Annotated in this window: 14 protein-coding genes; 8 read left to right on the plus strand and 6 right to left on the minus strand. The window is 62.4% G+C overall.

What is annotated here, in order from left to right; genetic code table 11:
* Positions 1-55 precede the first annotated feature (55 nt).
* Positions 56-1,486, minus strand: a complete 1,431-nt coding sequence (locus tag G7009_RS20215) for an aminotransferase-like domain-containing protein (RefSeq protein WP_181131865.1) — start codon at positions 1,484-1,486, stop codon at positions 56-58.
* Positions 1,487-1,657: 171 nt separating this feature from the next.
* Here G7009_RS20215 and G7009_RS20220 point away from each other — a divergent pair, with 171 nt between their 5' ends.
* The gene (locus tag G7009_RS20220; RefSeq protein ID WP_181131866.1) at positions 1,658-1,882 is read left to right on the plus strand and encodes a DUF1127 domain-containing protein; all 225 of its coding nucleotides are present in this window, start codon (positions 1,658-1,660) and stop codon (positions 1,880-1,882) included.
* Between the two features lie 15 nt (positions 1,883-1,897).
* Here G7009_RS20220 and G7009_RS20225 read toward each other — a convergent pair whose 3' ends face one another.
* On the minus strand, positions 1,898-3,190 hold the full coding sequence (locus G7009_RS20225; protein WP_181131867.1) for an NAD(P)/FAD-dependent oxidoreductase: 1,293 nt from the start codon (positions 3,188-3,190) through the stop codon (positions 1,898-1,900).
* A 447-nt stretch (positions 3,191-3,637) separates the two neighbouring features.
* Between G7009_RS20225 and G7009_RS20230 the strand changes: the two genes are divergently transcribed.
* Positions 3,638-3,991, plus strand: a complete 354-nt coding sequence (locus tag G7009_RS20230; RefSeq protein ID WP_181131868.1) for a YkgJ family cysteine cluster protein — start codon at positions 3,638-3,640, stop codon at positions 3,989-3,991.
* A gap of 3 nt (positions 3,992-3,994) precedes the next feature.
* Here G7009_RS20230 and dadR read toward each other — a convergent pair whose 3' ends face one another.
* Positions 3,995-4,483 carry a transcriptional regulator DadR gene (gene dadR, locus G7009_RS20235; RefSeq protein WP_008366790.1) on the minus strand — a complete coding sequence of 163 codons (489 nt, stop codon included), beginning with the start codon at positions 4,481-4,483 and terminating at the stop codon, positions 3,995-3,997.
* A 155-nt stretch (positions 4,484-4,638) separates the two neighbouring features.
* Here dadR and dadA point away from each other — a divergent pair, with 155 nt between their 5' ends.
* The 5 genes from dadA (at position 4,639) to G7009_RS20260 (ending at position 10,544) form a co-directional block, all read left to right on the plus strand.
* A complete protein-coding gene (gene dadA / locus G7009_RS20240) occupies positions 4,639-5,940 on the plus strand; it encodes a D-amino acid dehydrogenase (RefSeq protein ID WP_181131869.1) in 1,302 nt (433 codons plus the stop codon).
* A gap of 108 nt (positions 5,941-6,048) precedes the next feature.
* Entirely contained in the window at positions 6,049-7,122 is a 1,074-nt protein-coding gene (alr, locus tag G7009_RS20245) for an alanine racemase (RefSeq protein WP_181131870.1), read from the plus strand.
* Positions 7,123-7,486: 364 nt separating this feature from the next.
* Entirely contained in the window at positions 7,487-8,035 is a 549-nt protein-coding gene (locus tag G7009_RS20250; RefSeq protein WP_181131871.1) for a cupin domain-containing protein, read from the plus strand.
* A 155-nt stretch (positions 8,036-8,190) separates the two neighbouring features.
* Positions 8,191-8,595 carry a c-type cytochrome gene (locus G7009_RS20255; RefSeq protein ID WP_181131894.1) on the plus strand — a complete coding sequence of 135 codons (405 nt, stop codon included), beginning with the start codon at positions 8,191-8,193 and terminating at the stop codon, positions 8,593-8,595.
* 86 nt (positions 8,596-8,681) lie between these two features.
* Entirely contained in the window at positions 8,682-10,544 is a 1,863-nt protein-coding gene (locus G7009_RS20260) for an acetyl-CoA hydrolase/transferase family protein (RefSeq protein ID WP_181131872.1), read from the plus strand.
* 71 nt (positions 10,545-10,615) lie between these two features.
* Here the strand turns inward: G7009_RS20260 and G7009_RS20265 are convergent, their stop codons facing one another.
* Together G7009_RS20265 and rep are read right to left on the minus strand one after the other, a co-directional pair.
* Positions 10,616-11,188, minus strand: a complete 573-nt coding sequence (locus G7009_RS20265) for a xanthine phosphoribosyltransferase (protein WP_181131873.1) — start codon at positions 11,186-11,188, stop codon at positions 10,616-10,618.
* Between the two features lie 63 nt (positions 11,189-11,251).
* Positions 11,252-13,261 carry a DNA helicase Rep gene (gene rep, locus G7009_RS20270; protein ID WP_181131874.1) on the minus strand — a complete coding sequence of 670 codons (2,010 nt, stop codon included), beginning with the start codon at positions 13,259-13,261 and terminating at the stop codon, positions 11,252-11,254.
* Positions 13,262-13,510: 249 nt separating this feature from the next.
* Here rep and G7009_RS20275 point away from each other — a divergent pair, with 249 nt between their 5' ends.
* Positions 13,511-15,181, plus strand: coding sequence for a putative bifunctional diguanylate cyclase/phosphodiesterase (locus tag G7009_RS20275; protein WP_181131875.1), 1,671 nt, complete (start codon positions 13,511-13,513; stop codon positions 15,179-15,181).
* Positions 15,182-16,279: 1,098 nt separating this feature from the next.
* On the opposite strand, the gene G7009_RS20280 is transcribed toward G7009_RS20275, so the two are convergent.
* The gene (locus G7009_RS20280; protein WP_181131876.1) at positions 16,280-17,641 is read right to left on the minus strand and encodes a NorM family multidrug efflux MATE transporter; all 1,362 of its coding nucleotides are present in this window, start codon (positions 17,639-17,641) and stop codon (positions 16,280-16,282) included.
* Between the last annotated feature and the right edge of the window lie 116 nt (positions 17,642-17,757).

Here is a 17,757-nt window from a genome sequence, read left to right on the forward strand (position 1 = left end):
AAAGAGTCCTGTACGGTCGGGGTCGTGGATATGGACCACGAGAGCCGCCGCAAGGTCACTCGCCGCGTTCATCCTCGGCCAGCAGCGCGCTGGCGGCTTCGCCGACCTTGCGCACGGCGGCCTCGATCTGCGTGGTGGGACGCGCCGCGAAATTCATGCGCAGGCAGTTCCGGTACTTGCCCGAGGCGGAAAAGATGCTGCCGACGGCGATCTGCACGCCCTGGCCCAGCAAGACCCGGTTGAGGCGCAAGGTGTCGAAGCTTTCCGGCAGCTCGACCCACAGCAGGAATCCCCCTTGGGGGCGACTGGCGCGGGTCCCGGACGGGAAATAGCGAATCACCCAGTCACTCATCTGGTCGCGCCCACGCTGGTACTGGCTGCGCATGCGGCGCACGTGCGGCTGGTAATGCCCGCCCTGGATGAAATCGGCGATGGCCAGTTGCGGCTGGCTCGCGGTGCATCCGGTACTGATGTATTTCATGTGCAGCACGCGTTCCAGATAGCGCCCAGGCGCTACCCAGCCAATGCGCAAGCCTGGGGCCAGGGTCTTGGAAAAAGAGCTGCACAGCAGCACGCGGCCGTCTTCATCGAAGGACTTGATTGTCCGTGGTCGCGGGTAGGTATAGGCCAGGTCCCCATAGACATCATCTTCGAGGATCGCTACGTCGTAGCGCTGCGCCAGGGTCAGCAAGGCCTTCTTGCGAGCTTCGGGCATGATGTAGCCGAGCGGGTTGTTGCAGCTGGGGGTGATCTGGATGAGTTTGATGGGCCACTGTTCCAGCGCCAGCTCGAGCGCTTCGAGACTGATGCCGGTAAGCGGATCGGTAGGGATCTCCAGGGCCTTCATGCCCAGCCCCTTGAGTGTCTGCATGGCGCCATGAAAGCTCGGCGAATCCACCGCAACAATGTCACCCGGTTGGCAGACGGCGCGGATGCTGGTCGACAACGCCTCATGGCAGCCGGTGGTCACTACCAGGTCGGAGGCGTCCACTTGGCAACCGGAGTCGAGCATCAGGCGGGCAATCTGCTCACGTAAGGCCAGGCTGCCATGGATATTGTCGTAGTAGAAACCAGGCATGTCCTGCCGCCGACTGAGCTTTGCCAGGCTGCGCAACAGCGGCTTGAGTGTGGGACTGTCAATGTCGGGCATGCCGCGGCCAAGCTGGATCACCCCTTGTTGTGGCGTACTGCGCACCAGTTCCAGAACCTGCTCCCACTGCGAGATCTCCACCGGTCGCTGGGCCGGACGGCTGATGTCGGGCAACGCCGGCAGGCTGCGATGCTCTGGAACGAAATAACCCGACTTGGGCCGTGGCAGGGCCAGGCCATTGTCTTCGAGCACGCGGTAGGCTTGCTGGACGGTACCGAGGCTTACCCCATGTTCCAGGCTCAGGGCACGCACCGACGGCAGGCGCTCGCCGGGTCGATACAGGCCCTGTTCGATACGCGCGCCAAGCAGTTCGGCGAGATTCACATAGAGTGTCACGGCATACTCCTGCATCCGGTTTCACGGCTGGCCATACAGATGGGGCGAAAATACAGCATTCAGTCGCGCACGCGCCAAAGCTGTATGGAAATAATAAGCCCAATTTGGATCTGTATCGTACAAGTGCTACCCGTCAAGCTTTCTCCAGGGATCAAACAAGGAGAGGCAGTAATGAACAGCATCGGCGATATGCGCGTGCAACTGGACAAGCAAGGGATCGGCGATGCGCCTTCGGTAGCCAGCGCCCAACCCGGACAAGGCCGCTGGTCCTGGATGATGCAGCGCAGGCGCACCCGTAGCGTATTGCTGCAGCTGGACGACGCCCAGCTGCGAGATGTCGGCCTGACGCGTGAGCAGGCGCGTCAGGAGGGCGGTAAACCATTCTGGCGCGATTAGTCGCCTGTATGGCCGCTAGACCAGTTCTTTCAGACGATGCCAGAGCATTCCCATGGCCAGCAAGGGCGAGCGCAGGAGCTTGCCGCCAGGGAAAGTCATGTGGGGTACCTTGGCGAACAACTCGAAGCGTCCACTTTCCTGGCCGCTGATGGCTTCGCCCAACAGGCGCCCGGCCAGATGGGTCGCATTGACGCCATGGCCCGAATAGGCTTGGGCATAGAAGACGTTTGGTCGAGCGGCAAGGCGGCCAATCTGCGGCAGGCGATTGGCACCGATTCCGATCATCCCGCCCCATTGGTAGTCGATGCGCGTATCGGCCAATTGCGGGAAGACCTTGAGCATCTTGGGGCGCATGTAGGCGGCGATGTCCTTCGGATCGCGCCCCGAGTAGTGACACGCGCCACCGAACAGCAGCCGTCGATCGGCGGAAAGGCGGTAGTAGTCGAGGGCCACGCGCTGGTCGCATACAGCCATGTTCTGCGGTAGCAACTGATGCGCAAGGTCCTCGCCGAGCGGTTCGGTGGCGATGACGTAACTGCCCGCTGGCAGCACCTTGCCGCCCAGCTCGCGGTCAAGATCGTTGTGGTACGCGTTGCAGCACATCACGAGTGTCTTCGCGCGCACCTGACCTTTTTCGGTATGAACCCGCACCTGCGCTCCATGATCGATGCGCGTGACCGCGGAGTGTTCGAACAGCCGCGCGCCCAGTTGGCTTGCCACCGTCGCTTCGCCCAGGACCAGATTGAGCGGGTGCAGATGGCCCGAGCCCATGTCGATCAGCCCGCCCACGTAGCGCTCCGAGCCTACCACTGTGCGGATCTGCTCGGCGGGTACCAGGCGCATTTCATGGCGATAGCCCAACTCGCGCAGTCCCTCGGCCTCTTCGGCAAAGCCTTCCAGCTCCCCCGGTTTGTTGGCCAGGTCGCAATAGCCCCAGGTCAGGTCGCAAGGGATGGCGTGGCGCTCGACCCGCTGACGCACGATATCCACGGCTTCCAGGCCCATCAGCTTGAGGCTGCGTACACCGTCCGCGCCCAGCAGCGGCAGAAACTGCTCGAGGCCATGACCGACCCCGCGGATGAGCTGGCCGCCGTTGCGTCCACTGGCGCCCCAACCGATCTTGCGTGCCTCGAGCAGTATTACGGAGAGCCCGCGTTCGGCCAGTTCGATGGCAGTGTTCACACCGGAATAGCCCCCGCCGACGATGCAAACATCGCAGCTGTGCTCGCCTTCGAGCACCGGATGATCAGGATGCGGTGCGCTGCTGGCGGCGTAGTAGGAGGCGGCGTGCTGAGCGCTGGAAGTCATCTGGGCGTCCTGATCAATGGGTCGAAACCGGCGCAGGATAAGCCGGGCCATTCGGGCCGGGCAACCGTGCCTCGTCGCGCAGGTGGAGGTAGAGGTACTTGGCGGTCAATGCCAGTCAGTTAGGAAGAGTATTCGATTTGATATGCCGAAGCTTATCTGTCAGCTCTTTGATGGCCTCATCGCGGGTGGTTCGGCATTCCGGCAAACCCGCTCGCCACCGGTGCGCGGCATAGCAAAAGCTGGTAGTGAGCGGGCTTGCCTGAATGCCGAACCACCCGCGATGAGGCCATCAGTATCACAGACGATTCTACAGGCCGAAGGCCAAGCTTAAGCATGTGAGAATCGCCTGCTTCCTAACTGACTGGCATTGCGCTTGATGGCGGTGTTTGGCGCACGTGTCGGCATTGGGCAGAATAGGCGTTCATTTCCATGGGTCCGGCCTTCTTCATGAGTTGTAACAGTCACAAGATCCACTTTCTGCGTGAGCTGATCCCATCGTTCGAATGCGAGCGCGGCTGCCACGACTGCTGCGGCCCGGTGACCACCTCGGCCGAAGAGATGGCGCGCCTGCCACGCAAGGGTCGTGAAGAACAGGCCGCCGCACTGGAGCGTCTGGATTGCGTCCACCTGGGGCCCCAAGGTTGCACCGTGTACGAGGAGCGCCCGCTGATCTGTCGCCTGTTCGGCACGACGCCTCGCATGGCCTGCCCGCGAGGGCGCGGGCCGGAGCAGATGATCGAGCCCGAGGCCGAGCGCCTGGTCCACCAGTACATCGCCAGCACCCGCCAGGTACTGGTCTGAAAGTCAGTCCGGGATCGGCAGGTTGAGGCTTTCCTTCACCTCTTCCATGACGATATAGCTCTTCGATTCGCGCACGTGGGGCAGCTTGAGCAGGATGTCCCCAAGCAGCTTGCGGTAGGAGGCCATCTCCGAGATCCGGGCTTTCACCAGATAATCGAAATCGCCGGACACCAGATGGCATTCCAGCACGTGAGGCAGCTTGAGCACGGCGCGGCGGAATTCTTCGAAGGTGTCACCGGACTTGTAATCCAGGCTGATCTCGACGAATACCAGCAAGCTGCCTTTCAGATGCTGCGGATTGAGCCGGGCGTTGTAGCCCATGATGATGCCTTCGCGCTCCAGCCGCCGAACGCGTTCGGTACAAGGGGTAGTGGACAAGCCTACTTTTTCGCCCAGTTCGGTGAAGGAAATCCGCCCGTCCGCTTGCAGGATCCGCAAGATATTACGGTCGATCTTGTCCAGTTCACGCTTGCTCTGATGCTGGGTTCTCACAGGGGATGCGCCTCCGTAAAAGGGAAAAATGCCAAGAATTGTCGCCAAATATAGGCGTTTATATAGTGAAAAGCACTGCCTTTTCCTTCTTATACTGCGCCCATTCATGTCATCTCGATAATAATCCGCTGTGTGGCGCGTGCGAGGAATAAACGATGCGAGTATTGGTACTGGGTAGCGGTGTGATCGGCACGGCCAGCGCCTATTATCTGGCCAGGCAAGGGTTCGAGGTCGTGGTGGTCGATCGCCAGCCGGCGGTGGCCATGGAGACCAGCTTTGCCAATGCCGGCCAGATCTCGCCAGGCTATGCCTCGCCCTGGGCCGCGCCGGGAGTACCCCTGAAAGCGATCAAATGGTTGCTGGAGCGCCACGCCCCACTGGCGATCAAGGCGACGGGCGATATTGGCCAATACCTGTGGATGGCGCAGATGCTGCGCAATTGCACGGCAAGCCGCTATGCGGTGAACAAGGAGCGCATGGTGCGTCTGTCCGAGTACAGTCGCGACTGTCTTGACGAATTACGCGCCGAGACCGGCATCGCCTACGAAAACCGCGCCTTGGGAACGACCCAGCTGTTCCGTACCCAGGCGCAAGTGGATGCGGCGGCCAAGGACATTGCCGTCCTGGAGCAGTCCGGGGTCCCGTATGAAGTGCTCGACCGCGAGGGCATCGCTCGCGTCGAGCCGGCCCTGGCCAGCGTCAAGGGTATTCTCGCCGGCGCCTTGCGTCTGCCCAACGACCAGACAGGTGATTGCCAGCTCTTCACCACGCGCCTGGCGGAAATGGCGCTTGGCCTGGGGGTCGAGTTCCGTTTTGGCCAGGATATCCAGCGCCTGGACTTTGCCGGTGACCGTATCAACGGCGTATGGATCGACGGCAAGCTGGAAACCGCCGACCGCTACGTTCTGGCCCTGGGCAGTTATTCACCGCAGATGCTCAAGCCGCTCGGCATCAAGGCACCGGTCTACCCGCTCAAGGGCTATTCCTTGTCCATCCCGATCACCGATCCGGCCATGGCGCCTGCCTCGACGATTCTCGACGAGACCTACAAGGTGGCCATTACCCGCTTTGACAACCGGATTCGTGTAGGCGGCATGGCCGAGATCGCCGGCTTCGACCTCTCGCTGAACCCGCGTCGACGTGAAACGCTGGAGATGATCGTCAACGATCTCTATCCTCGTGGCGGCGATCTGACCCAGGCTGACTTCTGGACCGGCCTGCGTCCCGCCACGCCAGATGGAACGCCGATCGTGGGTGCCACCCCGTACCGCAACCTGTTCCTCAATACCGGACACGGAACGCTGGGCTGGACCATGGCCTGTGGTTCGGGCAGATTGCTGGCCGACCTGATCGCCCGCAAAAAGCCACAGATCAGCGCCGAGGGGTTGGATATCTCGCGTTATGGAAGCCAGCAGGAAACCACGAAACAGACCTCCTCGACCCCGGTGCACCAATAAGCCTGAAGCAAGGGCTTGCGCGCGAATCCTGAAACCGCTTTTCCCTGGTCGGGTGATGATCGTCCGACCAGGTTCCTCTGAAAACAGATTGCCAAGAAGGCTGCAGCCATGCGTCCCGCCCGTGCCCTGATCGACCTCCAAGCCCTTCGTCATAACTACCGTTTCGCACGCGAACTGTCGGGGGCCAAGGCTCTGGCAGTGGTCAAGGCCGATGCCTATGGCCATGGTGCCGTACGCTGTGCCCTGGCGCTGGAAAGCGAGGCCGACGGTTTCGCGGTCGCCTGCATCGAGGAGGCACTCGCGCTGCGCGCCGCCGGTATCAAGGCACCAGTGCTGTTGCTGGAGGGGTTCTTCGAGGCCAACGAGCTGCCGCTGATCATCGAGCATGACCTGTGGTGCGTGGTCCACTCGCTGTGGCAGGTGGAGGCGATCGAGCGCGCCCAGCTGCACAAGCCGCTGACCGTCTGGCTCAAGCTCGATACGGGCATGCACCGCGTCGGATTGCATCCGAAGGACTATCAACCGGGCTACCAGCGCCTGCTCGCCAGCGGCAAGGTGGCCCGTATCGTACTGATGAGTCACTTCGCCCGTGCCGACGAACTCGATGCCGACGCTACGGAGAACCAGCTGGCGGTGTTCGAGGAGGCGCGCCAGGGCTTGGTCGCCGAGTGCAGCCTGCGCAATTCGCCGGCGTTGCTGGGATGGCCACAAGTGCCCAGCGACTGGGTAAGGCCCGGCATCATGTTGTACGGCGCCACCCCCTTCGAAGTGCCCCAGGCCCAGGCCGATCACCTGCAACCGGTGATGACCTTGCAGTCCCGGGTCATCAGCGTGCGTGAGCTACCGGCTGGGGAGCCGGTCGGCTATGGCGCGAAGTTCGTCGGCCAGCGACCCACGCGGGTAGGAGTGGTTGCCATGGGCTATGCCGACGGCTATCCCCGTCACGCGCCGACCGGCACGCCGGTCATGGTGGCCGGCAAGCGCAGCCACCTGATCGGTCGCGTCTCCATGGACATGCTGTGCATAGACCTCACCGAAGTCCCGGGGGCCGACATCGGCAGCCCGGTCGAGCTGTGGGGCAAGCAGATCCTGGCCAGCGATGTCGCCTTGCAGGCCGAGACCATTCCGTACGAGATGTTCTGCAACCTCAAACGAGTGCCGCTGGACTATCAGGGCGAGTGAGCCACTGAGCTGGACGGACTGGGGCCAATGTCGATCAGGTCAGGGAAAAGCGGTCGACTCCAGATGCTGAAACTTTCCTGGCAACTTTTAAACTCTTTGTGGAGCTGCCGGCCCTGTCGCGGGACAAGCCCACTCGCCACTGGGACATGCGCGCACCAGTGGCGAGCGGGCTTGTCCCGCGACAGGGCCGGCAGCTCCACAAAAGATTCTGGCAGCCGGAAGCCAAGCTCTACTATTGAGCATGAGTAGTTTTATTGAGCGACAGAAAGTAGAGCCAGGGCCTGAGTGTTGTAAATACTGAACGCTGTTGCCATGATATCGTTCACATTCGACATCATTCCGCTCGTTTCAGGAGGCTCAAGCTTTGGACGTTGGCGAACGATTGCAAGCCATCCGCAAGCTCAAGGGGCTGTCCCAGCGTGAACTCGCCAAGCGCGCGGGCGTGACGAACAGCACCATCTCGATGATCGAGAAGAATAGCGTCAGCCCTTCGATCAGTTCGCTGCGCAAGGTCTTGAGTGGTATTCCGATGTCGATGGTCGAATTCTTCTCCGTCGAGCTCGAACCTGAAAGCCCCACGCAGATCGTCTACAAGGCCCATGAACTGATCGACATTTCGGACGGCGCGGTGACCATGAAGCTGGTCGGCAAATCGCATCCGAGCCGCGCCATCGCCTTCCTCAACGAGATCTACCCGCCGGGCGCCGATACCGGTGAGGAGATGCTGACCCACGAGGGCGAAGAGACGGGCATCGTTCTCGAAGGGCGGCTGGAACTAGTGGTGGGACACGAGACCTTCCTGCTCGAGGCAGGCGACAGCTACTACTTCGAAAGCTCCCGACCGCACCGTTTTCGAAACCCCTTCGATGAACCGGCCAGGCTCATCAGCGCGGCGACTCCAGCCAACTTCTGAATCGCGGCGCGGTGGATTGTCGCGCCTATACCCATTTTGAATGTAGGGTTGTTTCGCGGCCTCAGTGATCCCGCTATACTTTTCATCGCCAGCGAAACCGTGGTCGCGGGCATGATCAGCCACCATGAGGGTGTAGCGTGAAACCAACCAAGAAGATGCTGGCCGTACCAGCAGTCCTGTTTGCCCTATGGGCAGCCAACACCTATGCAGCGATCAACGACGAAATTGCCAAGCGCCTGGAGCCGGTGGGGCAGGTCTGTGTCCAGGGTCAACCCTGCCAAGGCATGGAAGTGACTGCCAGCGCCACTGCGAGCGCGGCCAGGACGCCCGATGAAATCATCGCCAAGCATTGCAACGCGTGCCACGGCACCGGCCTGCTCGACGCGCCCAAGATCGGTGATACCGCCGCCTGGAAAGAACGCGCGGACCATCAGGGCGGCCTGGACGGCATCCTCGCCAAGGCCATTACCGGCATCAACGCCATGCCGCCCAAGGGCACCTGCGCGGATTGTTCGGATGAAGACCTCAAGGCTGCCATTCAGAAGATGTCGGGCTTGTAACCAACTGTTTGCAAACTCGCAGCAATGCAGCAAAGCTCGACTAAGCTCGGTCCAAGCCCTGATGCCCGACGACACAGGAGGCCGAGATGGCTGACAGCTGTTCCATCGAACAGGCGGTAGAGCAGGCGCTGGCCCGGCTGCCAACGCATATTCACCTGGGCTTGCCGCTCGGCCTCGGCAAGCCCAATGCCTTTGTCAACGCGCTCTATGCGCGGATGCGCGATCTGCCGGAGCGAAGGCTGACGATCTACACGGCCCTGACCCTGGGCCGTCCGCCCCTCGGGGACGGCTTGCAACGGCGCTTTCTCGAACCCTTCATCGAGCGTGTTTTCGGCGACTACGAAGAGCTCGACTACCTCGCCGACCTGCGCAGCGACACGCTCGCGCCCAACATTCGCGTCGAACAGTTCTTCATGCAGCCTGGCAGCCTGCTGAACAGCGCCGCCGCCCAGCAGGACTATGTCAGCAGCAACTACAGCCATGCCGCGCGGGACATCAATGCCAAGGGCCTGAATCTCATCGCCCAACTGGTCGCCGAAAGCCCTGAAAGGCCGGGCTACCTGAGCCTGTCCTGCAATCCCGACATCACCCTCGACCTGATGCCCCTGGTCGCCAGGCGCCGTGCAGCAGGCGAGACCATCCTGGTTCTTGGCCAGGTGCACGCGGAACTGCCCTACATGCCAGGCGCCGCGGAACTCGAGCAGGATGCTTTCGATCTGCTGATCGATGTCCCGGAGCGTCGGCGATTATTTTCCACACCGAACATGCCGGTCACCGCACAGGACCATTTCATCGGCCTGCATGCCAGCACGCTGGTGCGCGACGAGGGCACGCTGCAGATCGGCATCGGGGCCATGGGCGATGCGGTGTCCGCCGCCCTGCTGGCCCGCCAGGGCGACAATGCTGGCTATCGCGCGGTGCTGGATGAGCTCGATCTCACGCCTTGGCAAAAGTTGATCGATCAAGAAGGCGGCACGGAGAGCTTCGGCCAAGGGTTGTACGGTTGCAGCGAAATGTTCGTCAGCGGCCTGCTCGCGCTGGCGGAAGCCGGTGTCGTGCGGCGACCGGTCGACGAGCAGGGCACCTTGGTCCACGGCGGTTTCTTCCTGGGGCCGCAGGCTTTCTACCAGCGTCTGCGCGAGATGCCGCTCGAGCGCCGGGGGCAGTTCTCCATGTGCGCCATCAGCTACATCAACGAACTCTACGGACAGGAAAAACTCAAGCGTCGACAGCGCCGCCACGCGCGGTTCATCAACACGGTATTCAGCGTGACATTGCTCGGCGCGGGCATCGCCGATCAGCTGGAAGACGGCAGGGTCCTCAGTGGTGTAGGCGGGCAATACAACTTCGTGGCTCAAGGCCATGCCCTGGAGAATGCGCGCTCTATCCTGCTGTTGCGCAGCTGGCGCGAGTCAGGCGGAGAGGTCAGCTCCAACCTGCTCTGGGAGTATGGTCACTGCACGATTCCGCGGCATCTGCGCGACATCGTGATTACCGAATACGGCATTGCCGACTTGCGCGGCCAGACCGACAGCGAAGTCATCGCCCGACTGCTGGCAATCAGCGACTCTCGCTTCCAGGCGTCCTTGATGGAGCGGGCGAAGGAAGCCGGCAAGCTCCCCCGTGATTTCCGGCTGGAGGCGCGCTACACCGACAACACACCGGACCGGCTCGAGGCGATACGCCGACGCCACCCACGGCTATTCCCCGAGTACCCGCTGGGCTCTGATTTCACGGCCGAGGAACGCGATCTGCTACGCGCCCTGAACTGGCTCAAGAGCAAGTTCAAGCTCAGCGAGGCCCTGGAACTGGGCAAGGCCGCGCTGGAGGCGCCCGACCCGCAAGCCTACCCCGCGCACTTGGCGCGCATGGGCCTGGAGCAGCCACAAGGCTTGAAGGAAGACCTCTACCAACGGCTATTGCTGGCGGGCCTGCAGGCCACTCGATAGTAGGCGCGCGAGCCATCGTTCGCCATGAGGCTTGCCGAGCGGCGCCTCATGACTTGCGACGGCGCGTGCGATCATTCGATGAAGCTGACCACACCATCAGCCAGCGACTTCACCCGCGCCAGCGATTCGACGCGATAGCCCTGCGCGTCCAGTTCGGCGCGGCCGCCCTGGAACGATTTCTCGATGACGATGCCCAGGCCCGCCACGGTAGCCCCGGCTTGGTGGATGATCGAGATCAGTGCTTGCGAGGCCTTGCCATTGGCCAGGAAGTCATCGATCACCAGCACGCGATCGCTGCTGTTCAGATGGCGTGGCGAGATGGCCACGGTGTTCTCGGTCTGCTTGGTGAAGGAATACACCGAGGCAGTCAGCAGGTTCTCGGTCAGGGTCAGCGACTGGTGCTTGCGCGCGAAGATCACCGGAACGCCGAGCTTCAAGCCGGTCATTACCGCAGGGGCAATACCCGAAGCTTCGATGGTGACGATCTTGGTCACGCCCGAATCGGCGAACAGACGGGCGAACTCATCGCCGATCAGTTGCATCAGCGCAGGGTCGATCTGATGGTTGAGAAACGCATCGACTTTGAGAACGTGGTCGGAAAGCACGATGCCTTCTTCGCGAATCTTCTGGTGCAGTGCTTCCACTGTGGTAGTTCCTCGATGTAGCAAAAGTGGCCGCAGCGAAGGGCCACGGCAAAGGTTGATTGTCTATCGTTTGAGCATGGCGCGGATATCGGCCAACGCATTGTTGCCACGTGCGGCCTTCACTTCGACGGGCGCGTCGTCGAGGCCTTCCCAGGCCAGGTCGTCCGGCGGCAGCTCGTCCAGGAAACGGCTGGGCGTGCAGTCGATGATCTCGCCATATTGCTTGCGCTTGGCCGCGAAGGTGAAGGCCAGCGTCTGCCGTGCACGGGTGATTCCCACGTACGCCAGGCGTCGCTCTTCCTCGATGGTGTCGGCTTCGATGCTGGAGCGGTGCGGGAGGATTTCCTCTTCCATGCCCATGATGAACACGTAGGGGAATTCCAGGCCCTTGGAGGCATGCAGGGTCATCATCTGCACGCCCTCGGCATTTTCTTCCTCTTCCTGCTGGCGCTCGAGCATGTCGCGCAGCACCAGCTTGCCGATAGCATCCTCGATCGTCATCTCACCCTCTTCATCCTTTTCGAGGGTGTTCTTCAAGGCATCGATCAGGAACCAGACGTTGCCGATCCGGAACTCGGCGGCCTTGTCGCTTGAACAGTTCTGGCGGATCCAGTTCTCGTAATCGATATCGCGGACCATCTCGTGCAGCGCGGCAATCGGGTCCTGCAGGGCGACCCGCTCGCGTACACCGTCCAGCCAGTGCTTGAAGCGCTGCAGACGCTCGGTGTAACGGCTGTCGAGACATTCGCCAAGCCCGAGCTCTTCGCTTGCGGCGTACATCGACACGCCACGCTCGGTGGCATAGTTGCCAAGCTTTTCCAGGGTGGTCGAGCCGATCTCGCGGCGCGGCACGTTGATCACTCGCAGATAGGCGTTGTCGTCGTCCGGGTTCACCAGCAGGCGCAGGTAGGCCATCAGGTCCTTGACCTCCTGGCGACCGAAGAAGCTGTTGCCGCCCGACAGGCGATAAGGCACCTGGTGATGCTGCAGCTTGAGCTCGATGAGCTTGGCCTGGTAGTTGCCCCGATAAAGGATAGCGAAGTCGCTGTACGGGCGATTGGTGCGCAGGTGCAGGGTGAGGATCTCCATCGCCACCCGCTCGGCCTCGGTGTCTTCGTTCTTGCACCGGATCACGCGGATTTCATCGCCGTGGCCCATGTCGCTCCACAGCTGTTTCTCGAACGCGTGCGGGTTGTTGGCGATCAACACGTTGGCACATCGCAGGATGCGGCTGGTGGAGCGGTAGTTCTGCTCCAGCATCACCACCTTCAGGGACGGGTAATCGTCCTTGAGCAGCATGAGGTTTTCCGGGCGCGCGCCACGCCAAGCGTAGATCGACTGGTCATCGTCGCCGACCACGGTGAACTGGTTGCGCAGCCCGATCAGCATCTTCACCAAAAGGTACTGGCTGGCGTTGGTGTCCTGGTATTCATCCACCAGCAGGTAGCGCACGCGGTTCTGCCACTTCTCGAGCACGTCGGGATGCTCTTCGAAGAGTTTCACCGGCAACAGGATCAGGTCGTCGAAGTCCACTGCGTTGAACGCCTTGAGCGTGCGCTGGTAGTGGGTGTAGACGATGGCGGCGGTCTGCTCGCGAGGGTTGCGAGCCTTTTCCAGCGCTTCGGGCGGCAGGATCAGGTCGTTCTTCCAGGCGCCGATCATGTTCTTGATCTCGTCGACGCCGTCGTCGCCCGAGTATTCCTTCTGCATGATATCGGTGAGCAGGGCCTTGATGTCGGTCTCGTCGAAGATCGAAAAGCCCGGCTTGTACCCCAGGCGCGCATGCTCCTTGCGGATGATGTTCAGGCCCAGGTTGTGGAAGGTGCACACCGTCAGGCCGCGGCCTTCCCCGGCGCGCAGCAGCGTACCTACACGCTCCTTCATCTCGCGGGCCGCCTTGTTGGTGAAAGTCATGGCCACGATGTACTGGGCACGGACGCCACAGTTCTGGATGAGGTGGGCGATCTTGCGCGTGATCACGCTGGTCTTGCCGGAGCCTGCACCGGCGAGCACCAAAAGTGGGCCGCCGACATAGTTCACGGCTTCCTGTTGCCGGGGATTGAGTCGGGACATGCTAGAAACCGGGGGTCGCCAGAAAATAGCCGCGCATTCTAGCAGGCATGGATCGGTAATGGAGTGACCGTCTGCCAGTGTGACCCGCATGCGATTGCCAATTGCCGGTTTTGCCACTTTCGCGCAGGATGAGCGACAAAATGTGACTGGGTGCCCAAGTTGAAAGCATCGGTGAATTGAAAATCATTTCCAGTCATGAGGTAGGATATCTTGCGTCATTTTCCGTCGTCCCAGCACTGAGGAGTTCGCTTGTCCAGGTCTGTCGAACCGCTGCGTTTGCTGCTGTTGGCCGATGAGTCGGAGTGGGTCATGGAGTTGCGTGACTGCCTGCACTCGCTGGCAGGCGGCATGGTGCTGCTGACTGCGCCGAGGTGGGACGTGGTCGACAGCCTGTTCGCCCATGATCGACAGATGGTGATTCTGGCGACACCGGGCTTGCAGCCGGCTCCTGGGTGCTGCGACCAGCCCACCATCCTGTTGCTGGAAGAAGAGCCTGACTCGCCGCCTCCGGGCGCCGTCGACTGGCTGGTGCGCTCCCAGCTGACTGCGGATGCCCTGCGGCGCTGTCTGCGTCATGTGCGCGAACGGGGTGTGTTGAAAGCGACCTTGCAACGCTTGGCGACACAAGATCCGCTGACCGGTATCGCCAATCGCCAGGGGTTCCAGGCGCTACTGGTCGGGCGCCTGGCCGAAAACGACGGACGCGGCGTAGCGTTGGGGCATCTGGACCTGGACAACTTCCGTCACGTCAATGACGCGCTAGGGCATCAGGGGGGCGATCGCCTGATCCTGCAAGCCGTCAGCCGCCTGAACGACCAATTGGAAGCCTGCGACCAGATCGCCCGATTGGGCAGCGACGAATTTGCCCTGTTGATCGATACGCGACGAGACGCCGATCGTGCCGAACGGATGGCTGAACGGATCGTCGAGGCCCTTGCCGAGCCTTATTGGATCGACGGAGAGAGCCTGCTGCTCGGCTGCAGCCTCGGCCTGGCCCATGCCCGCGCGCAGAACGGCGCCGACCCGCTGATGTGGCATGCGCACATCGCCATGCGTCAGGCCAAGGCCACCGAGGGCTGCAGCTACCAGATCTTCAATGAGCGGATCAGCCGCAACGCCCGCAGCCTGGCCGACCTGGAAGGCGAGCTACGCCGCGCGCTGCGACGCGACGAGCTGGAGCTTCACTACCAGCCTCGCCTGGATCTTGCCGACGGGCGCATCGTCGGCCTCGAGGCCCTGGTGCGTTGGCGTCATCCCGAGCGCGGCCTGTTGCCACCCCGTGAATTCGTGCCCCTGGCCGAACAGAGCGGCTTGATAGTGCCGCTGGGCTACTGGGTGATCTCCCGGGCGTTGCGCGACATGCAGGTTCTGCGCGAGCGCGGCCTGGAACCCTTGCACATGGCCGTCAACCTGAGCTTCCGCCAGTTTCAGGACAGCCAATTGCTGGCAACCCTGAGTCGGCTGATCGTCGAACACGGGGTCGATGCCCGCTGGCTCGAATTCGAGCTGACCGAAACCGCGGTGATGCGTCGTAACGACGTTGTGCAGCAGACCATGGATGCTCTAGGTCGTCTGGGCGTGCGCTTCTCGCTGGACGATTTCGGTACCGGGTTTTCCTCGTTCGTCCACCTAAACAGCTTGCCCATTGCCTTGCTCAAGGTTGACCGCAGCTTCGTCGCCGGCATGGATACGCGTGAGGAAAACCGCAAGCTGGTGCATGCCATGATCAACCTCGCCCACAACCTCAACCTCGAGGTCGTCGCCGAGGGTGTCGAGAGCGAGGAGCAGATGGCGTTGCTACGGGCATTCGGCTGCGATCAGGTCCAAGGGTTCCTGGTCAGCCAGGCGCTGCCGATGGACGAGTTGATGGCGTACCTGCTGCGGGCTGCCAAGCCCCGCAGGGCTCACCTGAATCAATGAGTTAGTGTTTGTTCCATGAGAGACACGTACCCGGTAGAGGATCCGCCAGCCCGCCGGGCTACGCTGTCGCGCAGAGAACAAAGCCCCCAAGGACGGTATATGCCTGGGTGGGAGTGGGTTTACCCGCGAAGCAGGCACCGCGCTTCATGGCACCGGCTTCGCCGGTGTTCGCGGGTAAACCCGCTCCCACAAGGTCTGCGCTGCGCTTGTGGGCTTGCCGGGAAGCGGGACCGCTGGACCGCCGCGATAGGCCTGCAGATGCCCAGAGGACTCAAGAGGACGATATATGCCTGGGTGGGAGCGGGTTTACCCGCGAGGCAGGCACCGCGCTTCATGGCACCGGCTTCGCCGGTAGTTCGCGGGTAAACCCGCTCCCACAAGGCCTGCGTTGCGCTTGTGGGCTTGCCGGGAAGCGGGACCGCCGGACCGCCGCGATAGGCCTGCAGATGCCCAGAGGACTCAAGAGGACGGTATATGCCTGGGTGGGAGCGGGTTTACCCGCGAAGCAGGCACCGCGCTTCATGGCACCGGCTTCGCCGGTAGTTCGCGGGTAAACCCGCTCCCACAAGGTCTGCGCTGCGCTTGTGGGCTTGCCGGACCGCCGGACCGCCGGACCGCCGGACCGCCGCGATAGGCCTGCAGATGCCCAGAGGACTCAAGAGGACGGTATATGCCTGGGTGGGAGCGGGTTTACCCGCGAAGCAGGCACCGCGCTTCATGGCACCGGCTTCGCCGGTGTTCGCGGGTAAACCCGCTCCCACAAGGTCTGCGCTGCGCTTGTGGGCTTGCCGGGAAGCGGGACCGCCGGACCGCCGCTATAGGCCTGCAGATACACAGAGGATTCAAGAGGACGGTATATGCCTGGGTGGGAGCGGGTTTACCCGCGAAGCAGGCACCGCGCTTCATGGCTCCGGCTTCGCCGGTAGTTCGCGGGTAAACCCGCTCCCACAAGGTCTGTGCTGCGCTTGTAGGCTTGCCGGGAAGCGGGACCGCCGGACCGCCGCGATAGACCTTCAGATGCCCAGAGGATTCAAGGATTGCCAGATAAGATTCGGCATTTAAAAATCAAAGGTTATACCGATCCCCCTCCCTCCAAGCCTAAACGCCGCGCCTGATCATCCGCTTCATCCGCCACTCGAACGCCAGTGTCAGGCACACCGCCGCGCAGGCCAGCCCGAGCGCCAGGCCCCACCACACGCCTACCGCGCCACCACCTAGGTTGAAGGCGAACACCCAGGCGCACGGCGCGCCGATCAGCCAGTAGCAGGCCAGCCCGATCAGGAAGGTGGTGCGGGCATCCTTCAGGCCGCGAATCGAACCCATGGCGATGGTTTGCATGCCATCGAAGAGCTCGAACCAGGCCGCTACCATCAACAGGTTTACCGCCAGTTGGATGATCGGGGCATAGGCCGGGTCGTCGTGATCGAGGAACAGGCCCACCAGCGCGTCGGGCAGCAACCAGAACAGCGCCGCGAAGGCAAACATGATCAATGCCCCGAAACCGATGCCCACCCGCCCGGCACTGCGCGCGGCGAGCAGGTTGCCGGCGCCGTAGTACAATCCGACGCGCATCGTCACGCCGTAGGAAATCCCGGTCGGGACCATGAACGCGGTACCCACGATCTGCAAGGCAATCTGGTGTGCAGCCAATTCGGTACTGCCCAGTACGCCCATGCACAAGGCGGCGAAGGCGAACAGCCCGACTTCCACCATGTAGGTGCCACCGATAGGCAGCCCCAGCCGCCAGAGCTCGCGCAGGGCGGGCCACGAGGGGCGAGACAGGCCCTGGCGAATCGGGTAGGCATCATAGGCGCGATGCCAACGGATGTAGAGGGCCAGGGCGATAGCCATGCCGAACGAGACCACCGCCGTCACCAGGCCGATGCCCATCAGCCCCAGCTTTGGCAGACCGAACATGCCCTCGATCAATGCGTGGTTGAACAGGTAGTTGAGCACCGTGCCCACCAGACTGATGACCATTACCGGCGTCGAACGCCCCAGGGCGCTGGTGAACCCACGCAGGGCCATGAAGCTCAGGTAGCCGGGCAGGGCGAGCGGCAGGAGGGTCAGGAACTGTCCCGCCGCCTCGACGTTCTCGGGCTGTTGGCCGAACATCAGCAGTACCGGCTTCAGATTCCACAGCGCCAATGCCGCTCCCAGTGCCAAGCCCCAGGCCAGCCAGAGCCCGGCCTGGGCCAATCGCGTGGCGCCGGCCTTGTCGCCGGAGCCTTGACGGATCGCGACCAGCGTGCCGACCGCCGCGATCACGCCCAGGCAGAAGATCGACACGAACGAGTAGCTGGCCGCGCCCAGACCACCGCCGGCCAGGGCTTGCGGGCTGATTCGAGCCATCATCAACGTGTCGGTCAGCACCATCAGCATGTGCGCCAGCTGCGAGGCCACCAGCGGCCCGGCCAGGCGCAGCAAGGCCTTGAGTTCAGTGGTGGGCGCGACATGCATGGGCGGATCCTTTTCCTGGCGGGGCGAACGAGGCGACGATTCTGAGGCTTCGGTCAACTTTCTACAAAAGGATATGGCGAACGGTGCCGCGATCGTTGATCTCTGGCCATAGGGCA

Source organism: Pseudomonas capeferrum (assembly GCF_013523055.1).
In the GTDB taxonomy this organism is placed as follows: domain Bacteria; phylum Pseudomonadota; class Gammaproteobacteria; order Pseudomonadales; family Pseudomonadaceae; genus Aquipseudomonas; species Aquipseudomonas capeferrum_A.

Bases quoted from the DNA above. Each gene is read 5' to 3' on its own strand.
- G7009_RS20220 (WP_181131866.1), top strand. From the start codon at position 1,658: ATGAACAGCATCGGCGATATGCGCGTGCAACTGGACAAGCAAGGGATC.
- G7009_RS20225 (WP_181131867.1), bottom strand. From the start codon at position 3,190: ATGACTTCCAGCGCTCAGCACGCCGCCTCCTACTACGCCGCCAGCAGC.
- G7009_RS20230 (WP_181131868.1), top strand. From the start codon at position 3,638: ATGAGTTGTAACAGTCACAAGATCCACTTTCTGCGTGAGCTGATCCCA.
- dadA (WP_181131869.1), top strand. From the start codon at position 4,639: ATGCGAGTATTGGTACTGGGTAGCGGTGTGATCGGCACGGCCAGCGCC.
- alr (WP_181131870.1), top strand. From the start codon at position 6,049: ATGCGTCCCGCCCGTGCCCTGATCGACCTCCAAGCCCTTCGTCATAAC.
- G7009_RS20255 (WP_181131894.1), top strand. From the start codon at position 8,191: ATGCTGGCCGTACCAGCAGTCCTGTTTGCCCTATGGGCAGCCAACACC.
- G7009_RS20260 (WP_181131872.1), top strand. From the start codon at position 8,682: ATGGCTGACAGCTGTTCCATCGAACAGGCGGTAGAGCAGGCGCTGGCC.
- rep (WP_181131874.1), bottom strand. From the start codon at position 13,261: ATGTCCCGACTCAATCCCCGGCAACAGGAAGCCGTGAACTATGTCGGC.
- G7009_RS20280 (WP_181131876.1), bottom strand. From the start codon at position 17,641: ATGCATGTCGCGCCCACCACTGAACTCAAGGCCTTGCTGCGCCTGGCC.